At 59.1% G+C, this 18,769-nt stretch carries 18 protein-coding genes; 11 read left to right on the top strand and 7 right to left on the bottom strand.

Going from position 1 to position 18,769, the window contains the following annotated elements; translation table 11 throughout:
* Positions 1–236: 236 nt before the first annotated feature.
* Positions 237–1,952, bottom strand: a complete 1,716-nt coding sequence (locus GG26_RS04845) for a Ppx/GppA phosphatase family protein (RefSeq protein ID WP_240531066.1) — start codon at positions 1,950–1,952, stop codon at positions 237–239.
* 201 nt (positions 1,953–2,153) lie between these two features.
* Between GG26_RS04845 and thrS the strand changes: the two genes are divergently transcribed.
* The 5 genes from thrS to GG26_RS04820 all read left to right on the top strand — a co-directional run bounded on the left by thrS (position 2,154) and on the right by GG26_RS04820 (position 7,746).
* Complete coding sequence (thrS, locus tag GG26_RS04840) at positions 2,154–3,965, top strand: threonine--tRNA ligase (RefSeq protein WP_011431228.1); 1,812 nt, start codon at positions 2,154–2,156, stop codon at positions 3,963–3,965.
* A gap of 113 nt (positions 3,966–4,078) precedes the next feature.
* A complete protein-coding gene (locus GG26_RS04835; protein ID WP_228375316.1) occupies positions 4,079–4,342 on the top strand; it encodes a hypothetical protein in 264 nt (87 codons plus the stop codon).
* Positions 4,343–4,362: 20 nt separating this feature from the next.
* Positions 4,363–5,568, top strand: a complete 1,206-nt coding sequence (fmdA, locus tag GG26_RS04830) for a formamidase (protein ID WP_011431230.1) — start codon at positions 4,363–4,365, stop codon at positions 5,566–5,568.
* A gap of 10 nt (positions 5,569–5,578) precedes the next feature.
* On the top strand, positions 5,579–5,884 hold the full coding sequence (locus tag GG26_RS04825; RefSeq protein ID WP_414341588.1) for an FmdB family zinc ribbon protein: 306 nt from the start codon (positions 5,579–5,581) through the stop codon (positions 5,882–5,884).
* A gap of 314 nt (positions 5,885–6,198) precedes the next feature.
* Positions 6,199–7,746 (top strand): ABC transporter ATP-binding protein, encoded by a 1,548-nt coding sequence (locus GG26_RS04820; protein WP_414389144.1) that lies wholly within the window; start codon positions 6,199–6,201, stop codon positions 7,744–7,746.
* Here the strand turns inward: GG26_RS04820 and malQ are convergent.
* From malQ to GG26_RS04805, 3 genes are all read right to left on the bottom strand, one after another.
* Positions 7,743–9,344 (bottom strand): 4-alpha-glucanotransferase, encoded by a 1,602-nt coding sequence (gene malQ / locus GG26_RS04815; protein WP_414389142.1) that lies wholly within the window; start codon positions 9,342–9,344, stop codon positions 7,743–7,745. The genes GG26_RS04820 and malQ overlap by 4 nt on opposite strands.
* 155 nt (positions 9,345–9,499) lie before the next feature.
* A complete protein-coding gene (gene pyrE, locus GG26_RS04810) occupies positions 9,500–10,171 on the bottom strand; it encodes an orotate phosphoribosyltransferase (RefSeq protein ID WP_099813326.1) in 672 nt (223 codons plus the stop codon).
* A 166-nt stretch (positions 10,172–10,337) separates the two neighbouring features.
* A complete protein-coding gene (locus GG26_RS04805) occupies positions 10,338–10,853 on the bottom strand; it encodes a MarR family winged helix-turn-helix transcriptional regulator (protein WP_099812831.1) in 516 nt (171 codons plus the stop codon).
* Between the two features lie 384 nt (positions 10,854–11,237).
* Here GG26_RS04805 and GG26_RS04800 point away from each other — a divergent pair, with 384 nt between their 5' ends.
* Entirely contained in the window at positions 11,238–12,551 is a 1,314-nt protein-coding gene (locus GG26_RS04800; RefSeq protein ID WP_011431238.1) for a D-alanyl-D-alanine carboxypeptidase, read from the top strand.
* A gap of 335 nt (positions 12,552–12,886) precedes the next feature.
* Here the strand turns inward: GG26_RS04800 and hpf are convergent, their stop codons facing one another.
* Positions 12,887–13,462, bottom strand: a complete 576-nt coding sequence (gene hpf / locus GG26_RS04795) for a ribosome hibernation-promoting factor, HPF/YfiA family (protein WP_011431240.1) — start codon at positions 13,460–13,462, stop codon at positions 12,887–12,889.
* Between the two features lie 729 nt (positions 13,463–14,191).
* Between hpf and GG26_RS04790 the strand changes: the two genes are divergently transcribed.
* The 4 genes from GG26_RS04790 (at position 14,192) to GG26_RS04775 (ending at position 17,210) form a co-directional block, all read left to right on the top strand.
* A complete protein-coding gene (locus GG26_RS04790) occupies positions 14,192–15,436 on the top strand; it encodes an aminotransferase class I/II-fold pyridoxal phosphate-dependent enzyme (RefSeq protein WP_011431241.1) in 1,245 nt (414 codons plus the stop codon).
* A gap of 136 nt (positions 15,437–15,572) precedes the next feature.
* Positions 15,573–16,328: a hypothetical protein gene (locus tag GG26_RS04785; RefSeq protein ID WP_099812830.1), complete on the top strand. Its 756-nt coding sequence runs from the start codon at positions 15,573–15,575 to the stop codon at positions 16,326–16,328.
* Positions 16,329–16,649: 321 nt separating this feature from the next.
* Positions 16,650–16,865: a hypothetical protein gene (locus tag GG26_RS04780; protein ID WP_011431243.1), complete on the top strand. Its 216-nt coding sequence runs from the start codon at positions 16,650–16,652 to the stop codon at positions 16,863–16,865.
* 27 nt (positions 16,866–16,892) lie between these two features.
* Positions 16,893–17,210: a TMEM14 family protein gene (locus GG26_RS04775; RefSeq protein ID WP_041438567.1), complete on the top strand. Its 318-nt coding sequence runs from the start codon at positions 16,893–16,895 to the stop codon at positions 17,208–17,210.
* A gap of 83 nt (positions 17,211–17,293) precedes the next feature.
* On the opposite strand, the gene GG26_RS04770 is transcribed toward GG26_RS04775, so the two are convergent.
* Entirely contained in the window at positions 17,294–17,923 is a 630-nt protein-coding gene (locus tag GG26_RS04770; RefSeq protein ID WP_240527818.1) for a DUF4384 domain-containing protein, read from the bottom strand.
* Between the two features lie 218 nt (positions 17,924–18,141).
* Between GG26_RS04770 and GG26_RS04765 the strand changes: the two genes are divergently transcribed.
* On the top strand, positions 18,142–18,579 hold the full coding sequence (locus tag GG26_RS04765; protein WP_011431247.1) for a tetratricopeptide repeat protein: 438 nt from the start codon (positions 18,142–18,144) through the stop codon (positions 18,577–18,579).
* On the opposite strand, the gene GG26_RS04760 is transcribed toward GG26_RS04765, so the two are convergent.
* Positions 18,560–18,754, bottom strand: coding sequence for a hypothetical protein (locus tag GG26_RS04760; RefSeq protein WP_011431248.1), 195 nt, complete (start codon positions 18,752–18,754; stop codon positions 18,560–18,562). The genes GG26_RS04765 and GG26_RS04760 overlap by 20 nt on opposite strands.
* Positions 18,755–18,769 lie beyond the last annotated feature (15 nt).

Genomic DNA, 18,769 nt, shown 5'->3' with positions numbered 1-18,769 from the left:
TCCGCTTGCCCAGCTATTGGCGTTCACCGGCAGCTTGGTAGTTACAGCCATCTCAAATGGCAATGAAACGTTTCTCTGCGTCGTTATTGCTACGCAACGCTGTCGCGGACGCGCCGGCCGTGCGGAGCACTATCCCCAACTCCCCTCTCCCTTTGGGAGAGGGGCCGGGGGTGAGGGTAGAGGGGGTCGGCGGCAAAGTGTCTTCGTCTTGTTTGAAACGACTATACGCCCCTTGGCTAGACGGCTGCCTCAAAGGGATCCGCGCTGCGCTGGATCTGGGTGGATAATTTGGGAATCACCTGCAGCTTGAACTGTTGCTCGAAGACCTTTTTCTTCTCGTTCAAGCTCCACAGCTCCAGGGCACAGTCGTCGTTGGGGTGCCTGGGATCCAAAATCAGCTCCATGCAGCGGGGGCCTTCTCCCAGAAGCTGAAAACGGCAGTGGAGAGCTTGGATGGCCTGCAGGCGGCGGCGATCCAGAGCACAGGCTATGCGCAGCAGGGGGCTGAGCTCGAGGACAACTTGGCGATCCCGCTCGTTGCTGAGGCGTTGAAAGTTCTCGTGCTTCTTCTTGGGGGGCGACTTGCGGTGGTAGCGGGCCAGGTTGGCGATCACCTCTATCTCTTCCTCGTTGAAGCCCAACAGCTCCCCGTGGCGGATCAGGTAGTAGGAGTGCTTGTGGTGGGCGGCATGGCTGATGAAGTGGCCGCAGTTGTGCAGCATGGCGGCCGCCCAGAGAAGAGCTCGCTCGCGGGAGCCCCAGGAGTGCAGGATGCCGCGGGTCTGATCGAAAAGACTGAGGGCAAACTCCGCTACCCGCTCGGCATAGGGGAGCTCCACCTGGTATTTTTCCGCCAGCTTGAGGATGCTGCGCCGCCGCACCGAGCTGTGGTAGCGCAGCCGATCTTCAATGAGCCCCTGGCCGATCATCCAATCCACGATCAGCCCTTCCCGCAGGGCCCGTTCGCAAAACTGGATCCGCTCCACCCCCAGCAGGGTCATCACCTCCTCCAAGATGACGGCCCCAGCCAGGATGATCTCCCCGCGTCTTTCCCCAAAGCCGGGCAGTTTTTGCCGTTCGGCCACGGTGAGGGAGCGCAGCTCTTTGACATAGGCCCGCAGGGCTTCCAGGCTGAACTCATACCCCTGCAGGCGAGTGGGGGCAGCGCCCAGCCGACGGCGGGCATCCAACTGGGCCAAGCACTCGATGGTGCCGGAGGTGCCCACCAAGGTCAGGGATCCCGGCTGTTGGGAGGCTTCGACGATGCGCCGCATCTGCTCAATGGGAGCTTCCAGCATGCCGCGGACATGTTGCCGCAGCGCCTGCAGCTCGGCGGAGGTGGGCGGATCGTGGTGCAAAAAAGCTTGGGTCAGGCGCACCGCCCCCACCTTGATGCTGCGTAGAAACTCCGGCTCTTGGCCGTTGCCCAGAATCAGCTCGGTCGAGCCGCCGCCGATATCCACCACCGCGTGCAGCCGATTGTGGAACTCCATGGCCGAGAGCACCCCCAGGTAGATGCGGCGGGCCTCCTCCTGGCCGGAGATCAGCTCGATGCGCAGGCCCAGCTCCTGCTCGATCCGCTTCAAGAACTCCGGCCCATTGGGGGCCTCGCGCACAGCGCTGGTGGCCACGGCAACGATATCCTGCACCTGAAAGCTCTCGGCAATGCGGCAAAACCGCTCCAGAGCCGTCCGGGCCCGTTCCATGGCAGCAGGGGTAAGGGCGCCCGTCTGGCTGCAGAATTCCCCCAGCCGGACGGTGGCTTTTTCGCGGGAGATGATGGTGAAGCTGGGGATATTGGGGTTAATGCGCACCACCACCATGTGCAGGGAGTTGCTGCCCACATCGATGGCGGCTATGACCGGAGCAACTCCAGACTCAGAAAGGGGGGCCGGTTTCGGTTCAGAGGCGGCGGCAGAGCGTTCGGCAAGGTTGGCGAGCGAAGAGACCATGAATGAATTCAGAGGTTGCGACACTTTGCGACACTTCTAGAATACTGTGTGCTTTCCCCCCTTTTTCTTGGCCGAGCTGTGGGTTTAAAGGCGACGGTCTTTCTTAAACAGAGAGTTGTCCCCGTTGGGGATCCCGGCTGTTCTGGCCTCAGACTAAGATAAAAGCACTGCAGAGTCATTTTTGTCGCCAAGCGGGTTCCGATGTCTCAACCAGCCGCATCCCCTCAACAGGCCAACAGCCCCCTCAAGCTGCTGCGTACCCACGAATCTCCCAAGCTGGAGCGCATCCGCCACACCACCTCTCACGTCCTGGCGATGGCGGTGCAAAGGCTGTTTCCCAAGGCCCAGGTAACCATCGGCCCGACGACCGACTATGGCTTTTACTACGACTTTGACCATCCCGAGCCCTTCACGCCGGAAGATCTGGAGCGCATCAAAAAAGAGATGCAGGCGATCATCAAGAAAGGCTTGCCGGTGATCCGCGAGGAGGTGAGCCGGGAGGAGGCCAGGCGCCGCATCGAGGCCCTCGGCGAACCTTACAAGCTGGAGATTTTAGATAGCATTCCCGAAGGCGAGCCGATCACCATCTACCATCTGGGGGATGAGTGGTGGGATCTCTGTGCCGGCCCCCACGTGGAAAACACGAAGGAGATCAACCCCAAAGCTTTTGACCTGCTCAGCGTGGCCGGCGCCTATTGGCGGGGGGACGAGACCAAGCCGCAGCTCCAGCGCATCTACGGCACCGCCTGGGAGACGCCGGAGGAGCTCAAGGAATACAAGCGGCGGCTGGAAGAGGCCAAGCGGCGGGATCACCGTAAGCTGGGCAAGGAGCTGGGCCTATTTATATTTGCCGATGAAGTGGGGCCGGGCCTGCCCCTTTGGACCCCCAAAGGAACTACTCTGCGCTGGGTGCTAGAGGATTTTCTCAAGCAGGAGCAGCTCAAGCGGGGCTATCTGCCGGTGGTGACGCCCCACATTGCCCGCGTGGATCTGTTCAAGATCTCCGGCCACTGGCAGAAGTACCGGGAAGACATGTTTCCCATGATGGCCGAGAGCGAGGAGGCGCGCGCCGCTGAACAGGGCTTTGTCATGAAGCCGATGAACTGTCCTTTTCACATCCAAATCTATAAATCAGAGCTGAGATCCTACCGCGATTTGCCGCTGCGCTATGCCGAGTTCGGCACCGTCTATCGCTACGAACAATCGGGGGAATTGGGGGGCTTGACCCGCGTTCGCGGCTTTACGGTGGACGACGCCCACTTGTTCGTTCGTCCCGATCAGTTGGAAGAAGAGTTTCTCAAGGTTGTCGATCTCATTCTGGTGGTTTTCGACAAGCTCAAACTCAAAGATTTTCGCGCCCGCCTCAGCTTCCGCGATCCCAAATCCGATAAATATCTGGGATCCCCGGAAGAGTGGGATATGGCCGAGAATGCCATTCGCCGCGCGGTGGAGAAGCTTTCAATGCCGCATTTTGAAGGGATCGGAGAGGCGGCTTTCTACGGGCCGAAGCTGGACTTTATCTTCCGCGACGCGCTGGATCGGGAGTGGCAGTTGGGCACGGTGCAGGTAGACTACCAAAACCCGCAGCGCTTTGACTTGTACTATGTGGCCGAGGACGGATCCCGGCAGCGGCCGGTAATGATCCACCGCGCTCCCTTTGGTTCGCTGGAGCGGCTCATCGGCATCCTCATCGAGGAATACGCGGGGGATTTTCCCTTCTGGCTGGCGCCGGAACAGGTGCGCATCTTGCCCGTTTCCGACCAATACCTGGGCTATGCCACCCAGGTGCGGGATCAGTTGCGAGAACAGGGGATCCGCGTCCACATCGATGCCGACAGCGACCGCCTGCCCAAAAAGATCCGCAACGCCGAGAAGGCCAAGGTTCCCTTCATGCTGATTGTGGGGGAAAAAGAGCAGGCAACTGGCACAGTGAGCGTGCGGCAGCGCCACGGAAAAGACCTGGGATCCCTGACGGTGGCAGACTTCCTGGATCAGGTGCAGGCGCTCAACTAGCCGGTTGCGGCAATGGAGGGCAGTGGAGTTTTCAGAACTTGAGGATCCCAGATGCCGGGGAGCTCAAGAAAGGGCCTGAATGTCCCTTTCTAAAGAAAAGCCAGCCGACGGCCGTGTTGACGGCCCGCCGCTATTCTGGCGGCAATGCCCAGAAGATCGTTGTGGGGCGGGAGCTTTCCTGTGGATCCAAGGTGCTGGTGGCTGCCCAACCGACGCGGGGGGTGGATGTGGGGGCCATCGAGGCCATTCATCCTAAGCTCCTCATCTCCCGCTCTGCGATTGTAGATAACAGCACTATGAATTGTAGCTCTTACTACAGTATTAGCTTCTCTATTGGAGATAGGCTTTTGTGCATTCAAAGTCTGACCGCAGAGTGATGACTCAAGGATAGGATCCCATGCCCAAAACGCTGTTTAAAGTTGACCTGACTAAGCCAATGGATCAACAGGATCTACCGGGTCACAACCGCTGGCATCCTGATATTCCCGCTGTGGTTTCTGTAAACCCTGGCGAGGTATTCCGAATTGAGTGTAAAGACTGGACGGATGGGCAAATCAAAAACAACGATGATCCTTCCGACATTGAGCAGGTTGACCTAAGCGTTGTCCATGTTTTGAGTGGGCCTATTTGGGTTAACGGCGCCCAGCCTGGAGATATCCTGGTTGTCGATCTGTTAGACATTGGGCCACTGCCGGGAGACGAGTGGGGGTTTACAGGTATTTTTGCCAAAGAAAATGGAGGGGGATTCCTCACCGATCATTTTCCCAACGCGGCCAAAGCCATCTGGGATTTTCAAGGCATTTACACCACTTCCAGACACATTCCCCATGTGCGCTTTGCCGGCATCATTCACCCCGGCCTCATTGGCTGTGCCCCATCTCACGAGTTGCTGGCGGCTTGGAATAAGCGGGAAGCTGAGCTGGTCGCTTCGGCTCCCGATTTGCGCACTTACGGCGCGGGGCTATCCGGCAATCAGCCTGTGCTGGCCGCCTTGCCCAATCCCAAGAACGCAATTTTGGGAACTTTGCCCAAGTCAGAGTATGAGCGGGTTGCTGCTGAAGCGGCTCGGACGGTGCCCCCGCGAGAGCACGGTGGTAATTGCGATATTAAAAACCTGTCTAAAGGAACACGGATCTACTTCCCGGTTTACGTGGAGGGTGCCAAGCTGTCGATGGGAGATATTCACTTCTCGCAAGGGGATGGGGAGATCTCTTTTTGTGGCGCTATTGAGATGTCGGGCTACATCGATCTCCACGTCGATCTAATCAAGGGTGGTGTTGAGAAGTACGGATTGGTTAACCCCATTTTTAAGCCCGGCCCTGTTGAGCCACGTTACTCGGAATACCTTGTGTTTGAGGGCATTTCTGTGGACGAGCTTACAGGTAAGCAGTATTATATGGATGTTCACATTGCCTATCGACGCGCCTGCTTAAATGCCATCGAATATCTGAAAAAATTCGGCTTTACGGGAGAACAAGCTTATCTGCTGCTCAGTGCTGCACCGGTGGAGGGCAGAGTGAGTGGGATCGTCGATATTCCCAATGCTTGCTGTACGGTGGCTATTCCTACGCAAATCTTCGACATAGATATTCTCCCTAGGTGAATGTTATCCGATGCCTCGTTCAAGGGGGTGGAATAGGAAGATGCCGCTGTATGAGTTTAAGTGTCAAACCTGTGGGGAGTTTGAGGTATGGCGGCCCTTATCTCAATATCGAGATCCGGCCTATTGTCCTTCTTGCAATCAGGAAGGGAAACGTCTCATTTCAGTTCCCATGGTTCAGCTTTCCAGCTCTTTGCCTATTTCAAAGGGGGGAAGAGAACCCAAACTGATCAAGCGTGAACAGCACTCAAATTCTGATCCAAACTCGCCAAAATATCGCTCCCAATCCTGTGGGCGACCTTGGATGTTGCACCATTAGTTATTAGACATAGTTGTTTCAGGCTAGGGTAAGACGCCTGGGCTATTGAAAAAAGCCTTCTGGCCCCGTGCATTATTGCTCCGCAGCGCTATTGCTATGCCTACGGCACCCTGACGGGAACCGCAACGCTGACGCGACGATGCGACGACGTAACGACGTGACCAACGTTTTAGGTGTGGGTGCAGTGTCCCAGTTTGAATCGAAATGACCATAGTGCTTAGAAAAAGAGAGACTCTCACAATACCCCCAGAAATGCTTTCCTCTGGCATGGCAGTTCACAACCTATGCTGGAAGAGGCGTTCAAGAAGCACCTCATGAGTGGGCCTGATCCTTCCTTGGCAGAGGGATCCCATCGCAGCGATATTGCCCTTCGCTTGCAGGGGATCACCAAGCGTTATCCTCTGGTGCTGGCCAACGACCACATCGATCTGGAGGTGCGTTGGGGAGAGATTCTGGCGCTGATGGGGGAGAACGGGGCGGGCAAGTCTACCCTGATGAAGATTGTCTATGGGTTGGTCAGCCCGGACGAGGGATCCATTCAAGTGGATGGGCAACCGGCCAAAATTCACAGTCCCGCCGATGCCATTCGGTTGGGAATTGGGATGGTGCATCAACACTTTATGTTGGTGGATCCCTTGACGGTTACGGAAAACGTGGTTCTTGGGGCCGAACCCGGCCATCTTTTTCAGGTCGATTTCCGTCGGGCCAGGGCTGAGGTGGCTCAGTTGATTGCCGAGATGGGCTTCCATCTGGATCCCGACGCCAGAGTGGAGGATCTGCCGGTAGGCCTACAGCAGCGGGTGGAGATCTTGAAAATGCTCTACCGCAAGGCCCGCATCTTGATTTTGGATGAGCCGACGGCAGTGTTGACTCCGCAGGAGGCAGGCGAGCTGTTTGCGTTTTTGCGCCGCTTTGCCCGGCGGGGGGGAGCTGTCATTTTCATCAGCCACAAGCTGAAGGAGGTAATGCAACTGGCCGACCGCGTCACCGTCATTCGGGATGGCAAGGTGGTGGCGACGTTGCCCACTGCCCAAACCGATGCCCAGGAACTGGCGCGGCTGATGGTGGGGCGGGAAGTCAGTCTGACCGTTGAAAAAAAGGCCGCTACCCCTGGGGAGGTGTTGCTGGATGTGCGAGATCTGTGGGTGGATATACCGGGGCGGAAGCCGGCGGTGGCGGGGGCGAGCTTCCAGGTACGTGCCGGCGAGATTGTGGGCCTTGCCGGTGTGGAGGGAAACGGCCAAACGGAATTGGTGGAGGCGATCACCGGCTTGAGAAGCTACCGCGGCCAAATTCGCTATGGAGCCGGATCCCTGTCTGCTTCGGCCCGACAGGTGCGTTGCTGGGGTCTGAGTCATATCCCCGAAGATCGCAATGTGAGAGGTTTGGTGCTGGATTTCCCCACCCGCGACAACCTGATCCTGGGGGATCACCATCAAAAGCCGTATACCGGCTGGTTGGGATTTTTTCAGGAAGAGGCCATTGACCAACATGCCCGCCAGGTGGTGGAGAGCTTCGACGTTCGCCCCCGCAGCATTTCCCTGACGGCCCGCCGCTATTCTGGCGGCAATGCCCAGAAGATCGTTGTGGGGCGGGAGCTTTCCTGTGGATCCAAGGTGCTGGTGGCTGCCCAACCGACGCGGGGGGTGGATGTGGGGGCCATCGAGGCCATTCATCGGCGCATCCTGCAGGCGCGGGATCAGGGCATGGGGGTGCTGCTGGTGTCGGCGGATTTGAATGAGGTGATCAGCTTGTCGGATCGCATTTTGGTGATCCATGAGGGCCACCTGGTGGGAGAACTCACGCCTGAAGAGGCCACCGAAGAGCAGCTAGGGCTGCTGATGGGCGGGATCCAGCATTAGACGAGGCCGGGGGCAGCTTGAGAAGATCCTGCCGCTCGTTCTTGGGCCAGGGCTGCCCGCCGTTGCTCCAACTCTTGCGGAGAGATGCGCCCGTAGGTGACGCTCAGCTCCGCCAGCCGCTGGGCCAGCTCCGGCCGCAGCATCTCCTCGCGGTAGCGCCAGGCCCAGTTGTTCTCGGCCCTGCCGGGGAAGTTCATGCGCGCCTCTGCCCCCAGGCCCATCACATCTTGCAGGGGAATGATGGCCAGGTCGGCCACGGAAGCCAGGGCCAGGCGAATCAGATCCCAGTGGATGCCGTCGGATCCCTGGCAGCCCAGGTAGCGCAACAGGTTTTGCTTTTCCCACTCCGGGCGTTCTGGGTCATGAAACCAGCCCACCACGGTGTTGTTGTCGTGGGTGCCGGTGTAGACGACGAAGTTGCGCTCGTAGCTGTGAGGCAGATAGGGGTTATCGGGCCCCGAGCCAAAGGCAAAGAGCAGCACCTTCATGCCGGGCAGGCCAAATTGATCCCGCAGTTGCAACACCTCCGGCGTAATGTCTCCCAGATCTTCGGCGATCACCGGGATTTTCCCCAGCTTGTCGGCCAGCGCCTGAAAGAAGTCGGCCCCCGGCCCTTTTTGCCACTCGCCTTCTACCGCTGTTTCCGCAGCGCCGGGGATGGCCCAGTAGCTCTCGAAGCCGCGGAAGTGGTCGATGCGGACGCAATCCACCTGCTTGAGAATGGCCTGGATGCGCCGGATCCACCAGTTGTAGCCGCGGGCCTTGAGCACCTCCCAGTTGTAGAGGGGGTTGCCCCAGCGCTGCCCGGTGGGGCTGAAATAGTCGGGGGGCACGCCGGCTACCTGCAAGGGCCGTCCTTGTTCATCCAGGTGAAACAGCTCCCGGTTGGCCCACACATCGGCGCTGTTGGGGGCGACATAGATGGGTATGTCCCCGATGAGCTGCACTTGATGCCGGTGGGCGTACTCTCTTAGGGATCCCCACTGTTGGGCAAATAGATACTGCCAAAACATCTGCCGGGTGATGGCATCGGCATGGCGGTCACGGGCCTCTTGCAAAGCCAGGGGATCCCGTTGTGCCAAGGCTGGATCCCATTGGGTCCATTCCTGGTCGCCATACACCTCTTTGAGGGCCATGAACAGGGCGTAGTCCGGCAGCCAATCGGCCTCGGCAGCACAGTAGGCTTGAAAGGCTTCCCAGTCGGCGGCGGTGGCCTTGTCTTTGAAGGTGGCCCAGGCGCGGCGCAACAAGCCCAGCTTGAAGGGGATCACGGTTTCGTAGTCCACCCGCTCAGCATTCCCCGCCTGGATGGCTGGCCATTGGGGCAGATCCTGCCAGCCGTTGGGTTCCAGCCAGCCGGCTTTCACCAGCAGCTCCGGGCTAATCAGCAGTGGGTTGCCGGCAATGGCAGAAAAGCTCATGTAGGGGGAGTTGCCCCAGCCGGTGGGGCCAAGGGGCAGCACCTGCCAGAGGCGCTGGCCGCTTTCCACCAGAAAATCCACAAACCGGTAGGCAGCCGGCCCCAGATCGCCGATGCCAAATGGCCCCGGTAGCGAGGTGGGGTGCAAGAGGATGCCACTGAGTCTGCCCATGCGCATGGCTAAACCCTTTTCGCCCTATTTCACCGCCTATCCTGTCACTTCTACAGCCCAATGACAGCTACCAATCGACAAAACCAAGACCAAAGGTCAAAAGCGCCAACGGCCTTTTTGGCTTGGCCAGCTCTTGCAGCGGAGGAGAGATGGGGAGCCTCTCAAGAGCAGGCTTGGGAACCCCCCTCACCTCCCAAAACCGGCCAGCCCACCAAGCCCTGGCGGAGACTCTGATGGCAGGCACGCACCTCTTCAAGGGTAAACAGGCGGCGAAAGGGGATCCCCATTTCGCGGTAACGGGCCTCTGCCCCTTCCAGTCGATCCACCAAAGCCAGGATCCCTTCTGCCCGATAGCCCGCTGCCCGCACCCGCTCGACAGCCTTGAGAGCCGAGCCGCCGGTGGTCACCACATCCTCCAAGATCCAAACCCGGCTGCCCGCCGGCAACTCCGGCCCCTCGATCCAGGCCTGGGTGCCATGTCCCTTAGGCTCTTTGCGGACAATCAGGGCCGCCAGGTTGGCCGGCTCAGCCTGCAGAGAGGCCAAACTCACCGCTGTGACCAAGGGATCCGCCCCCAAGGTCATGCCGGCAACTGCCTCGGTCTCAGGGGGCAGTAGCCGATGCAGCAGGGATCCCACCAGGTAGGCTCCCTGGGGGTGGAGGGTAACCGGCTTGCAGTTGATGTAGTAAGTGCTTTGCTGCCCAGACGTGAGGGTAAAGGATCCCTCGCGGTAGGCCAGTTGGGCCAGCAAATACAGCAATTTCTCCCGCGCCTCAGCCGAGGAAAGACTTAAGGGAGAACAGTCTAGGAGCAACACAGCAGGGATCCCCATCAGCTCAACCGTCAACCCATAGATGCGGCAATAACTAACCTGGAGGAACTTCAGTCCGAAGTAAGCAGAACTTTGAGGTTATGCCTCAAAGGACTGTCTAGGGGCGTCTTGACAGCGCCTTTACGAGTCCATTTTGGGCTGCGTAAGAATCCCCTGGGTGGGAGTGTCAATAGGACAAGCGATGGTGCGGCTCTGCCACCACCGCGGCCTCCGACTCCTCCGACAAGTGGGCAATCAGCCGATCCACCAGCCGCGACAGGGTTGCCCGTTCTTCTAAGCTGAGACAGCCGTAGGTCTGCTCCCGCAACTCCCAAATGAGAGGGGGCAAAATTTCTTTCAACTTCTCTCCGGCAGGGGTGAGGTAAACCCGCCAGATCCGCCGATCCTTGGGATCCCGCTGCCGCCGGATCAGCTCCCGTTTCTCCATGCCGTCCAAGACACCGGTCATGGTACCCCCCAACTGCTGCAGGCGCTCGCAGATAGTGGAGGTGGGGATCCCGTCTTCTTCCCAGAGGCAGCAAAGCACCACCCAGTGGGAAGCGGTCAGGCCGAAGGGCTCCAGGTAGGCCTGAAATTTCCGCCGCACCAATTGCGACAACAGCCGAAGGCGATAGCCCAGGGAATAAGGGGCCAGAATCTCGCGCCATCGCTCCAGGAAGGCTTGTTTCTCCAACTGAGCCATCGCTGAGGGTTCCCCATGGGTGGCTGAGAATGCTTAGAGCTTAAATTCTTCCATTCTAACCTTCTATAAAGAGCGGCCAAAAGCAGCTCATCATCCGTTACAAAAGCGTTACAGGCTTTACAACAAAAGTTACAGTGGAGGGTTGGGCGAGGGGCGAATCTCCCGCCAATTAGCATCAGCTAGGAACCAAATTAAGCTTGGCGTGACAGGGATCCCGCTCTTCTGTGTGAAGGAAGAAAATGCCGATTTGCCCATCTGGGGTCGCCTCGGCAAAAGAGGGGCAGTGGGCAAGGGGAAAATTTGCCAGAGCCATTGAGATGGCACTAGAGTAGCTTCAAGTTTTGCCAGCTCGTTCTCTTTGCCAATGTCTTTTGGGAGGTCAGCATGTTGTCTATCCTACAGGGGTTGAGCTCCCAGCGCCGTTTCCTCTGGGCAGGGATCCCGTTGGTTTGTTCTCTGGCCCTGGGGGCCTGCTGGAACAACCGCAGCAGTGCCGAAACCCCCTCTCAGGGTGTCCAGGCTGAGGTTACAGCAGCGGCGCAAAACCCCTTCCCCCCCATCCCCACCCCGCCGCCGCCGCTGCCTTCCCCCAGTGGCACGCCCGGCCTTCCCCCCTGGTGGCCCCGTGGGCAATCGTCGCAGTGGCAGGATTCCCCCTACGCCGTGGCCTTGTCCGGTTTTTTGCAGGGATTGGCGGCCCAAGGGGGAGCGCTCTCTCAACAGGGGATCCTGCTTTGGACAGCCGAAGGCGAGCTCTTGGCGGAGCACCTGCTGGATCGGCCTTTGCCGGTGGGGGCTTTGGATCAATTGGCCCTCAGCCTGATGGCGCTGGAAAAGTGGGGCTATGAGTATCGCTTCCAAACTCGCTTCTACACCACCAGCCACCGCTCCGGCCAGCGCTTGACGGGAGACTTGGTCGTGGTGGGCGGCGGGGATCCCTATTTCCGGGAGGCCAATGTGGCCGAGCTGGCCCGCCACCTGCACAACCTCGGCATTCGCCAGATCGACGGCGAGGTGAAGGTGGTGCCCCCCTTCCGCTTGCTGGGTCAGCCTGACTCTCTGGCCAGCGCCCGCCGGCTTGCCGAGCTCCTCCGAGATCCCCAGGGGCCCTATCCTGTGACCCTCGGCGGCTCCGGGTCAACGTTAAGGGAGCTGCCGGAGGAGATCCATTGCCTGGCCGGCTACACCTCGCTGCGCCTGGGATCCCTGCTACAAATCCTCAACGGCGGCAACGATCGGGCCATGGCAGAAGCCCTGTTGGCGGAGCTGGCAGGCAGAACAGCCCTGCTGGAGTACCTGCAGCAGCGGTTGGTAGCTCAGCCGGTTGCCCATCTGGATCCCAAACTGGCCCCTGCCCAGTTGGAAATTCGCCTTGGCCCAGGCGGGCAAGAGCTGTACCTCTCCCCCCGCGCCCTGGCCCATCTGTGGGAACATCTGCTTGAGGCCACAGACGGGGATCCCAGGCGTGTCCTGCCAGTGGCCGGGGTCGGCCACAGCCCTTTGCAGCTCCGCGCTCTGCCCCCGGGCACGATCGCCCAGGTGGGCTCTGCCGCCAACCGACTGATGATGGTGGGGCAGCTTCCGGATGGCACCCGTTTCGTCTTACTCAACCACGGCCCGGATCTGGGCGTCTTGCGCCAGCACCAGGATCAGTTCCTGCAGCAGGTGCTGGCCGTTGGGGAGCCTCTCCGCCGCTGAAGAATAGAGCCCTCTCCCTTCTCTTTTCTTCGAGGCCCTCTTGGTCGGGGAGCCACGGTGCAAACGGCTCCCCAACATCTAGTTGGCCGATCCCTGACTTTCCCCTCTCCCTTGTGGGAGAGGGGCTGGGGGTGAGGGCAGCTTTTACGATTGGAAGAAGGCGGGAATTAAAGAGGAGGGCAAAGCTGCCTAGGGCTGGCCAAGCCAAGGATCGGTCTCGCCTCGCAACTGGCAGGATCTCCTGCTGCATCACCATCTCAAGCAGCTCATCCACCTGATCCAGCAGGCGCTGCCCCTGAGACCTAAGGCAAACAAGAAAGCCCGCAGGGTCTCCTCTAGGGATGGGGGCGGATCAGCCCGTAGCCGCCGTGCTTGCGGACATAGATGACGTTGATCTCGCCGTTTTCGATGTTGCGGAACACGTAAAAATCATGATCCACCAGCTCCAACTGGTGCAGCGCCTCCTGAACTGTCATGGGAGGCATGGCGAAATACTTGGTGCGCACCACCTCAGGGGGCAGCTCTGCTTGCCGTTCTGTATTCAGAGGATCGGTGAGGGGCTGCTGGGCCACTGCCACCGAGGTTTTGGGAGAATGGCGGATGCGGTGAACGCCGTTGCGTTCTTTATATTTGCGCAGCTTGCGGGCCAGCTTGTCGGCAACGCGGTCAATGCTGGCGTAGAGGTTCTCGCTGCTTTCCTCCGCCCGGATGACGGTGCCGTTGGCGTAGACGGTAACTTCGGCAGATTGGTTGGCACTGATGCGGGGGTTACGGGCTACCGATAGATTGACATCCACTTCACTGGTGATCTGGGCAAAATGTTTGACAGCCCGCTCGATTTTTTCTTGAACGTAGCTGCGGATGGCGTCGGTAATCTCGACGTTTTTCCCTTGGATCACAAGCTTAGTCATGGGTACTCTCCCGGTTGTGTCAGTTTACACCTAAAGTTAGCGCCTCACCCTCGCAAAGGATCCCTAGGAAACAGCCCCCACCTCAGGCATGATCGCGGCCCGGCAACTTGCAGAAAGGGCTACGCCAGAAGATGAAGATCGGCTTTGGCATCGGCACTAACCTCTTGGGTTAAGTCTAAGTTAACATCTCCCCCAGGGATCTGGTTCAGGGGTTAAGAATAAATTTAGGCCGTCTTCATTTTTAAGGGATTGGGAGCCAGCACCACTTCTCAGGCAAGGAGAGGTTCCCTGAATTCGGAACTCCAAATTCAAGTGGAGAAGGTCTCCAGACTGCTCGAAAAGGGCAAACTTAGTGGCAGAACTTACACAGATAGGTTCTGCCGAAAATGCTTTTACTAAACTTAAATTCAACAGAGAGAATCAGCACTTGCTGAATCGACCTCTGCTCTCAGGGCGAGCATCTCCTTATTGTTTATTGCTATCTTTTCTCTTTTCTCCTTACAGAACTTGTGGCCATTATACAACCTGGTGAGCCAGGGTGCTTTTTCCAGCTCAGACAGAGACTGAAAGGGAGAATGAAGAGATGTTGACTGAAGTTAAGCTTTTTATAAGATAGGGATCCCGTAGAAATATCGTTACCAAGAGCAGGTCTGAAAAGCCGTTTTTGGCCTCTGTGGCCGACCTGCTAGCCGGAAGGCCGGTTTGCTTAGAAGAAGTGGGGTGGACCCGGTGGTCAGAGAGATCTCTTGGAAAGCGAAGGAGCTTTTGGACAAAGCAGAAGCAGCTTTGCAGGATCAGTTTCAGGCGATAGATAGGGTCCTTAGGGAGAACCTGGCGCGGGTGCTGCAGGCCTTCCGCGACCAGCAGGTGGGATCCCATCACTTTGCCGGCGTATCGGGCTATGGTCACGACGACCGGGGACGAGAGGTTTTGGATCGGGTGTTTGCCCAGATCATGGGCTGTGAGGCGGCGCTGGTGCGGCTGCAAATGGTGTCTGGCACCCATGCCATTGCCTGTGCCCTGTTTGGCGTGCTGCGGCCGGGGGATGAGCTGTTGGCCATCACCGGCCCCCCCTACGACACTCTGGAGGAGGTGATCGGCCTGCGGGGATCGGGGCGGGGATCCCTGCGGGAGTTCGGCGTTACCTATCGTCAGTTGGATCTGCGGGAAGGAGATGTCGATTGGCAGGCCCTGAAAACGGCCCTCAAACCGCAAACCCGCCTGGTTCACATCCAGCGCTCCTGTGGCTATGACTGGCGTCCCAGCTTTTCCATCGCCCAGATTGCCGAGATGATCCAGATCGTCAAGGCACAAAACCCGGAGGTGGTGGTCTTGGTCGATAACTGCTATGGCGAGTTTGTGGAAACCCAAGAGCCCACCCACGTGGGCGCAGATTTGATTGCTGGATCCCTAATCAAAAATCCAGGCGGCACCCTGGCCCCGGCGGGGGGCTATGTGGCGGGGCGGGCCGAGCTGGTGGAGCAGGCTGCCTGCCGGCTGACAGCGCCAGGGATCGGCTCGGAAGGGGGAGCAACTTTCGATCTCAATCGCCTGCTGTTCCAGGGGCTGTTTTTGGCTCCACAGATGGTGGCCGAAGCGGTCAAGATCGCCCATCTGGCCGCCCAGGTGTTCCACGATCTGGGCTATCCTGTTTCCCCGTCACCCCAGGTGTCCCGCACCGACATCATCCAGGCCATTCAACTGGGATCCCCGCAGAAGTTGCAGGCCTTTTGCCGCGCTATCCAAAGCAGCTCGCCAGTGGATTCCTACCTCACCCCGATCCCAGAAGTGATGCCCGGCTATGCCGACCCGGTGGTGATGGCGGCGGGCACTTTTGTTGCCGGCAGCAGCGCCGAGCTCTCCGCCGATGGGCCAATGCGCGAGCCCTACATCGTCTACTTACAGGGGGGGACCCATCTCAGCCACGGGCGGTTGGCCCTAGAGGCCGTCTTGCAAGCTTGGGATGCTCTGTAAATTGCCGTCCCTGGCCGGGCTCCGCCCAAGGAGTAGAATTGAGTCTGTGGTCTCCATTCCCTCTAGACGGATCCTCGTCGATTGGATGTCGAGCTTATGTTCTAGTTCTGGGTTTTTCCTCGGTTGGGGATCCCGTTTGGCCCTTGCTTGGGTGGCTTTGGGGTTGGCCAGCGGCTGTCGGCTGTTGAACCCCGTGGGAGAGGGGAGCACACAAGTGGGAGCCGCCTTGACTCCCTCTCCCCTGTGGAGAGGCAGCCAAACCCTGACAGGAACTCTTGAAGGGGGGGACGAGGTCAGCCCCCAGTACGGCAGCTACTGGGATGGGATCCCTGTGGCCGCCGAGGCGGGCCAGATCCTGATCGCCGCCCTGGAGAGCGAAGACTTTGACCCTTACCTGGAGCTGGTGGACGGCCAAGGGCGGGTAATCGGCTTTGACGACGACTCCGGCCCAGATGTTAATGCCCTCTTGGCGGTGCGGCTGCTGCAGGAAGGCACCTACACCTTGCGGGCCACAAGCTTCAAGCCGGCATCCACTGGCACCTACCGGCTGACCTACCGGCTGGCCCAGGTCGATTGGCAGCAAACGGTGTCGGGCCGTCTGCAGAAGGGATCCGCCCAACACCCTGAAGACGGCAGTTGGATGGAAGAACACCCCATCGCTGCCCGGGCCGGCCAGATCCTACTCGCTTCGATGGCCAGCTCTGATTTCGATGCCTTTTTGCAACTGTTGGACCCGGAGGGAGAGGTGATGGCTTGGGATGACGACCAAGGCGGCGGCAGCGATGCCCTGATAATTGCCTTTTTGCCTCGCAGCGGCACCTACACCCTCCGGGCCAACACCCACAAACCAGGAGAAGAAGGAGCCTATGGGTTGCAGTACGCCCTGCACTAGCGTCCAGGCCTGCCAAGCTTCTGCGCCTTCCCTGAGAAGTTTTGGCCGGTCTGCCTGTAAGCCTTTTGATGCCGATGTCGAGATTGGGCAAGAGTCATTATTGCTTTATTTTATTAGCGCTGGAAGCTTCTGGTTCAGAGCCTTCTGAAGCAGGGTTGGTTGGGGTTTGCTGAGGTTTATGGGAAAGCATGACATCTTATCCTAAGTTGTGACGGAGCTGAAATGTTGCCTTCATGGACAGGGCGTTTTCCCTAGAATGGGATCGATGGCCTAGACCCCTCTTTCTCTTGCACTTTCGCAGTTCAGCCCTTACCCTACACAATGGATGCCATGACCCCTGAAATGGTACGCCAGTTCTGGTCTTTGGTCAGCGAGATCGGCAGGCCAGATTGGCTCAATCAGCGCGACGATGACTTGGTGAATCTGCTTCTGAGTGCTTGCCAAAAAAAACATGCCCTCAGCAACGTCGATGCCTCAATTCTCAACCGCTACATCAGCATCCGCCTGCCCTTGATTCGTGAAATTGTTGTCGACTAAACCGAGCTAGGGGGGTTTTTCCCAGCCATGATGGCCGCACAGATGACTTTGCTCGTCTATGGAGCGCTGCTTTTGCTAGGCGGGGTCGTCGGCTATGTGAAAGGCAGAAGCTCCAAGTCGTTAATTAGCGGCCTGGTGGGGGCCGCCCTCAGCGGCGTCAGCTACGGGCTACTGGGAACAGATCCCCGCTGGGGGCTGGGTCTGGGCTTGGGGACGGCGGTGCTGGGATCCCTTCTCTTTGCCCTGCGCTACCGCAAAACCGGCCAATTTCTGCCTGCTGGTCTAATGCTGGTGGTGAGCTTGGCGGCTGTTCTTCTCCTAGGCCTCAGCTTCGGCTCGGTCTAGGCCGGCAGCGGCAAGACAAGCCTGCTTGGCTGTCGGTTCCAGACTCTGGGATTAGGGCGGGTCTGGGATCTCCATTGCCGGGGTCACCACGGTGCAACCCGATAGAAGCGAGTGGTGGTCACCCACTCGGTGGCAGGGATCTCCTCGACGACGATGGCGCGGGCGATGGCATCGCCCAGTTGGGATCCCCGTACCCGTACATTGGCAAAGGAGCCACCCTGCTCAAAAGAGGCAATCTCCTGGAAGTTGAGGGGACGGAGGGAGGCCACCGCCAATACTTGGGCTTGGCCAAAGGGCGGGGCGATGGTCAGGCGGTAGCGGGCGCCAGGGGGCGGGAAGGTGCGCGCTTCGCCGGCCCGCAAAAACTCGTTTCCACCCGAGAAGCGGTTGGGCAAAATCAAATGGGTGCGGCCATCGGCTTGGATGCTGAAGAGGTAGACGTAAGCGTCGCGATTGGTGCTCACGGTAATGGCAATCGGCTCGCCGGGCCGGTAGATGGGGTTAGAGCCGCGCCGATCCAGCTCCAGGTTGACCTGCAAGTTGGAAGGCACTGGGTTGACGATGATGGAGCGGGTGCCGGTTTCCAGCCGATTGTCGGCCAGTTGTAGCCTTTGCAGCGGGGGGTAGAGGCCCAGGGTCTGCGGGAAAACGGCGGTGGCCGGAGCCATCGACAGCCCCAAAGCCAGCGGCAGGAAGACCAGTTTGGCGTTCATAGTTCACACCTGACAATCAGTGGCTATGTTCATCCTAGGAAGGGGCAGAGTTCGACCGGAGCAGGCTTCGCGCAGTCTCAGATCTCCTGCTGATGCAGTTTCCCCTGCCGCAGATGGCAGGCCCAGGGGGGAAAAGGCGCTGAGAAAACTGGGAGATCCTGTCTGGAAAGGGCTAAGCTGCAGATTGGGGATCCCTCGACTCGAGCCCAACCTTGCCTATGGCCGGCGACAGTTACCAAGAAGGCATTGCGGCGGTTCAGGCAGGCGATTTTCCGGCTGCCATCCAGGCCTTTCGCCGGGCAGTTGCCGAGGATCCCGCGCACACCGAAGCTCGCTACAAGCTGGCCTGGGTGCTGGGCATGAGTGGCTATCTGGATCCGGCACTGGCCGAGCTGGAGGCCGTGTTGGCGGCAGATCCCACCCATGTTGCAGCCCACTACAACCGGGGAGCCTTGCTGTTGCAAAAGGCTCAACTGGAAGCAGAGGTGGATGGACAACTCGATCTCGAGGTCCTGCGGCAGGCCGAAGCGGCTTTTCAAACCGTGATGCGCTTGGATCCCAACGATCAACGGGCCTATGCCTTTCTCACTTTGGTCAGGCGAGCCATCCGCAACTATCAGTCGCCCGCGCAGCCTTCTAGCCGCAGTGACGAGTAAACCCCTGCACCAGGACTTCCAGGGGGGGAACGCCGGGATCCCCCAGCTCGGCTGCCACTTCTTGAGAAACCTGTCTCACCACTTCCGCAGGCAGTTGCAGCTTGTCCACCAACTGCCAAAAGTCCTCTAGCTCTTCCCAATTCAGCCAAGGCTCCTCTACGGGCGCTGGCGGCAATTACCAGGTAGCCCA

The organism is Synechococcus sp. 'PEA 65AY6A-5F PE A' (assembly GCF_047462575.1).
Classification (GTDB): domain Bacteria; phylum Cyanobacteriota; class Cyanobacteriia; order Thermostichales; family Thermostichaceae; genus Thermostichus.
The sequence above is the reverse complement of the archived record's forward strand: the minus strand, read 5'-3'. Positions and strand labels throughout refer to the sequence as shown.

Coding starts and splice junctions, on each gene's coding strand:
- GG26_RS04825 (WP_414341588.1), top strand. CDS start 5,579: ATGCCTCGTTCAAGGGGGTGGAATAGGAAGATGCCGCTGTATGAGTTT.
- thrS (WP_011431228.1), top strand. CDS start 2,154: ATGTCTCAACCAGCCGCATCCCCTCAACAGGCCAACAGCCCCCTCAAG.
- GG26_RS04845 (WP_240531066.1), bottom strand. CDS start 1,952: ATGGTCTCTTCGCTCGCCAACCTTGCCGAACGCTCTGCCGCCGCCTCT.
- malQ (WP_414389142.1), bottom strand. CDS start 9,344: ATGCGCATGGGCAGACTCAGTGGCATCCTCTTGCACCCCACCTCGCTA.
- GG26_RS04765 (WP_011431247.1), top strand. CDS start 18,142: ATGGCCGGCGACAGTTACCAAGAAGGCATTGCGGCGGTTCAGGCAGGC.
- fmdA (WP_011431230.1), top strand. CDS start 4,363: ATGCCCAAAACGCTGTTTAAAGTTGACCTGACTAAGCCAATGGATCAA.
- GG26_RS04800 (WP_011431238.1), top strand. CDS start 11,238: ATGTTGTCTATCCTACAGGGGTTGAGCTCCCAGCGCCGTTTCCTCTGG.
- GG26_RS04805 (WP_099812831.1), bottom strand. CDS start 10,853: ATGGCTCAGTTGGAGAAACAAGCCTTCCTGGAGCGATGGCGCGAGATT.
- GG26_RS04820 (WP_414389144.1), top strand. CDS start 6,199: ATGAGTGGGCCTGATCCTTCCTTGGCAGAGGGATCCCATCGCAGCGAT.
- GG26_RS04775 (WP_041438567.1), top strand. CDS start 16,893: ATGATGGCCGCACAGATGACTTTGCTCGTCTATGGAGCGCTGCTTTTG.
- hpf (WP_011431240.1), bottom strand. CDS start 13,462: ATGACTAAGCTTGTGATCCAAGGGAAAAACGTCGAGATTACCGACGCC.
- pyrE (WP_099813326.1), bottom strand. CDS start 10,171: ATGGGGATCCCTGCTGTGTTGCTCCTAGACTGTTCTCCCTTAAGTCTT.
- GG26_RS04780 (WP_011431243.1), top strand. CDS start 16,650: ATGGATGCCATGACCCCTGAAATGGTACGCCAGTTCTGGTCTTTGGTC.
- GG26_RS04770 (WP_240527818.1), bottom strand. CDS start 17,923: ATGAACGCCAAACTGGTCTTCCTGCCGCTGGCTTTGGGGCTGTCGATG.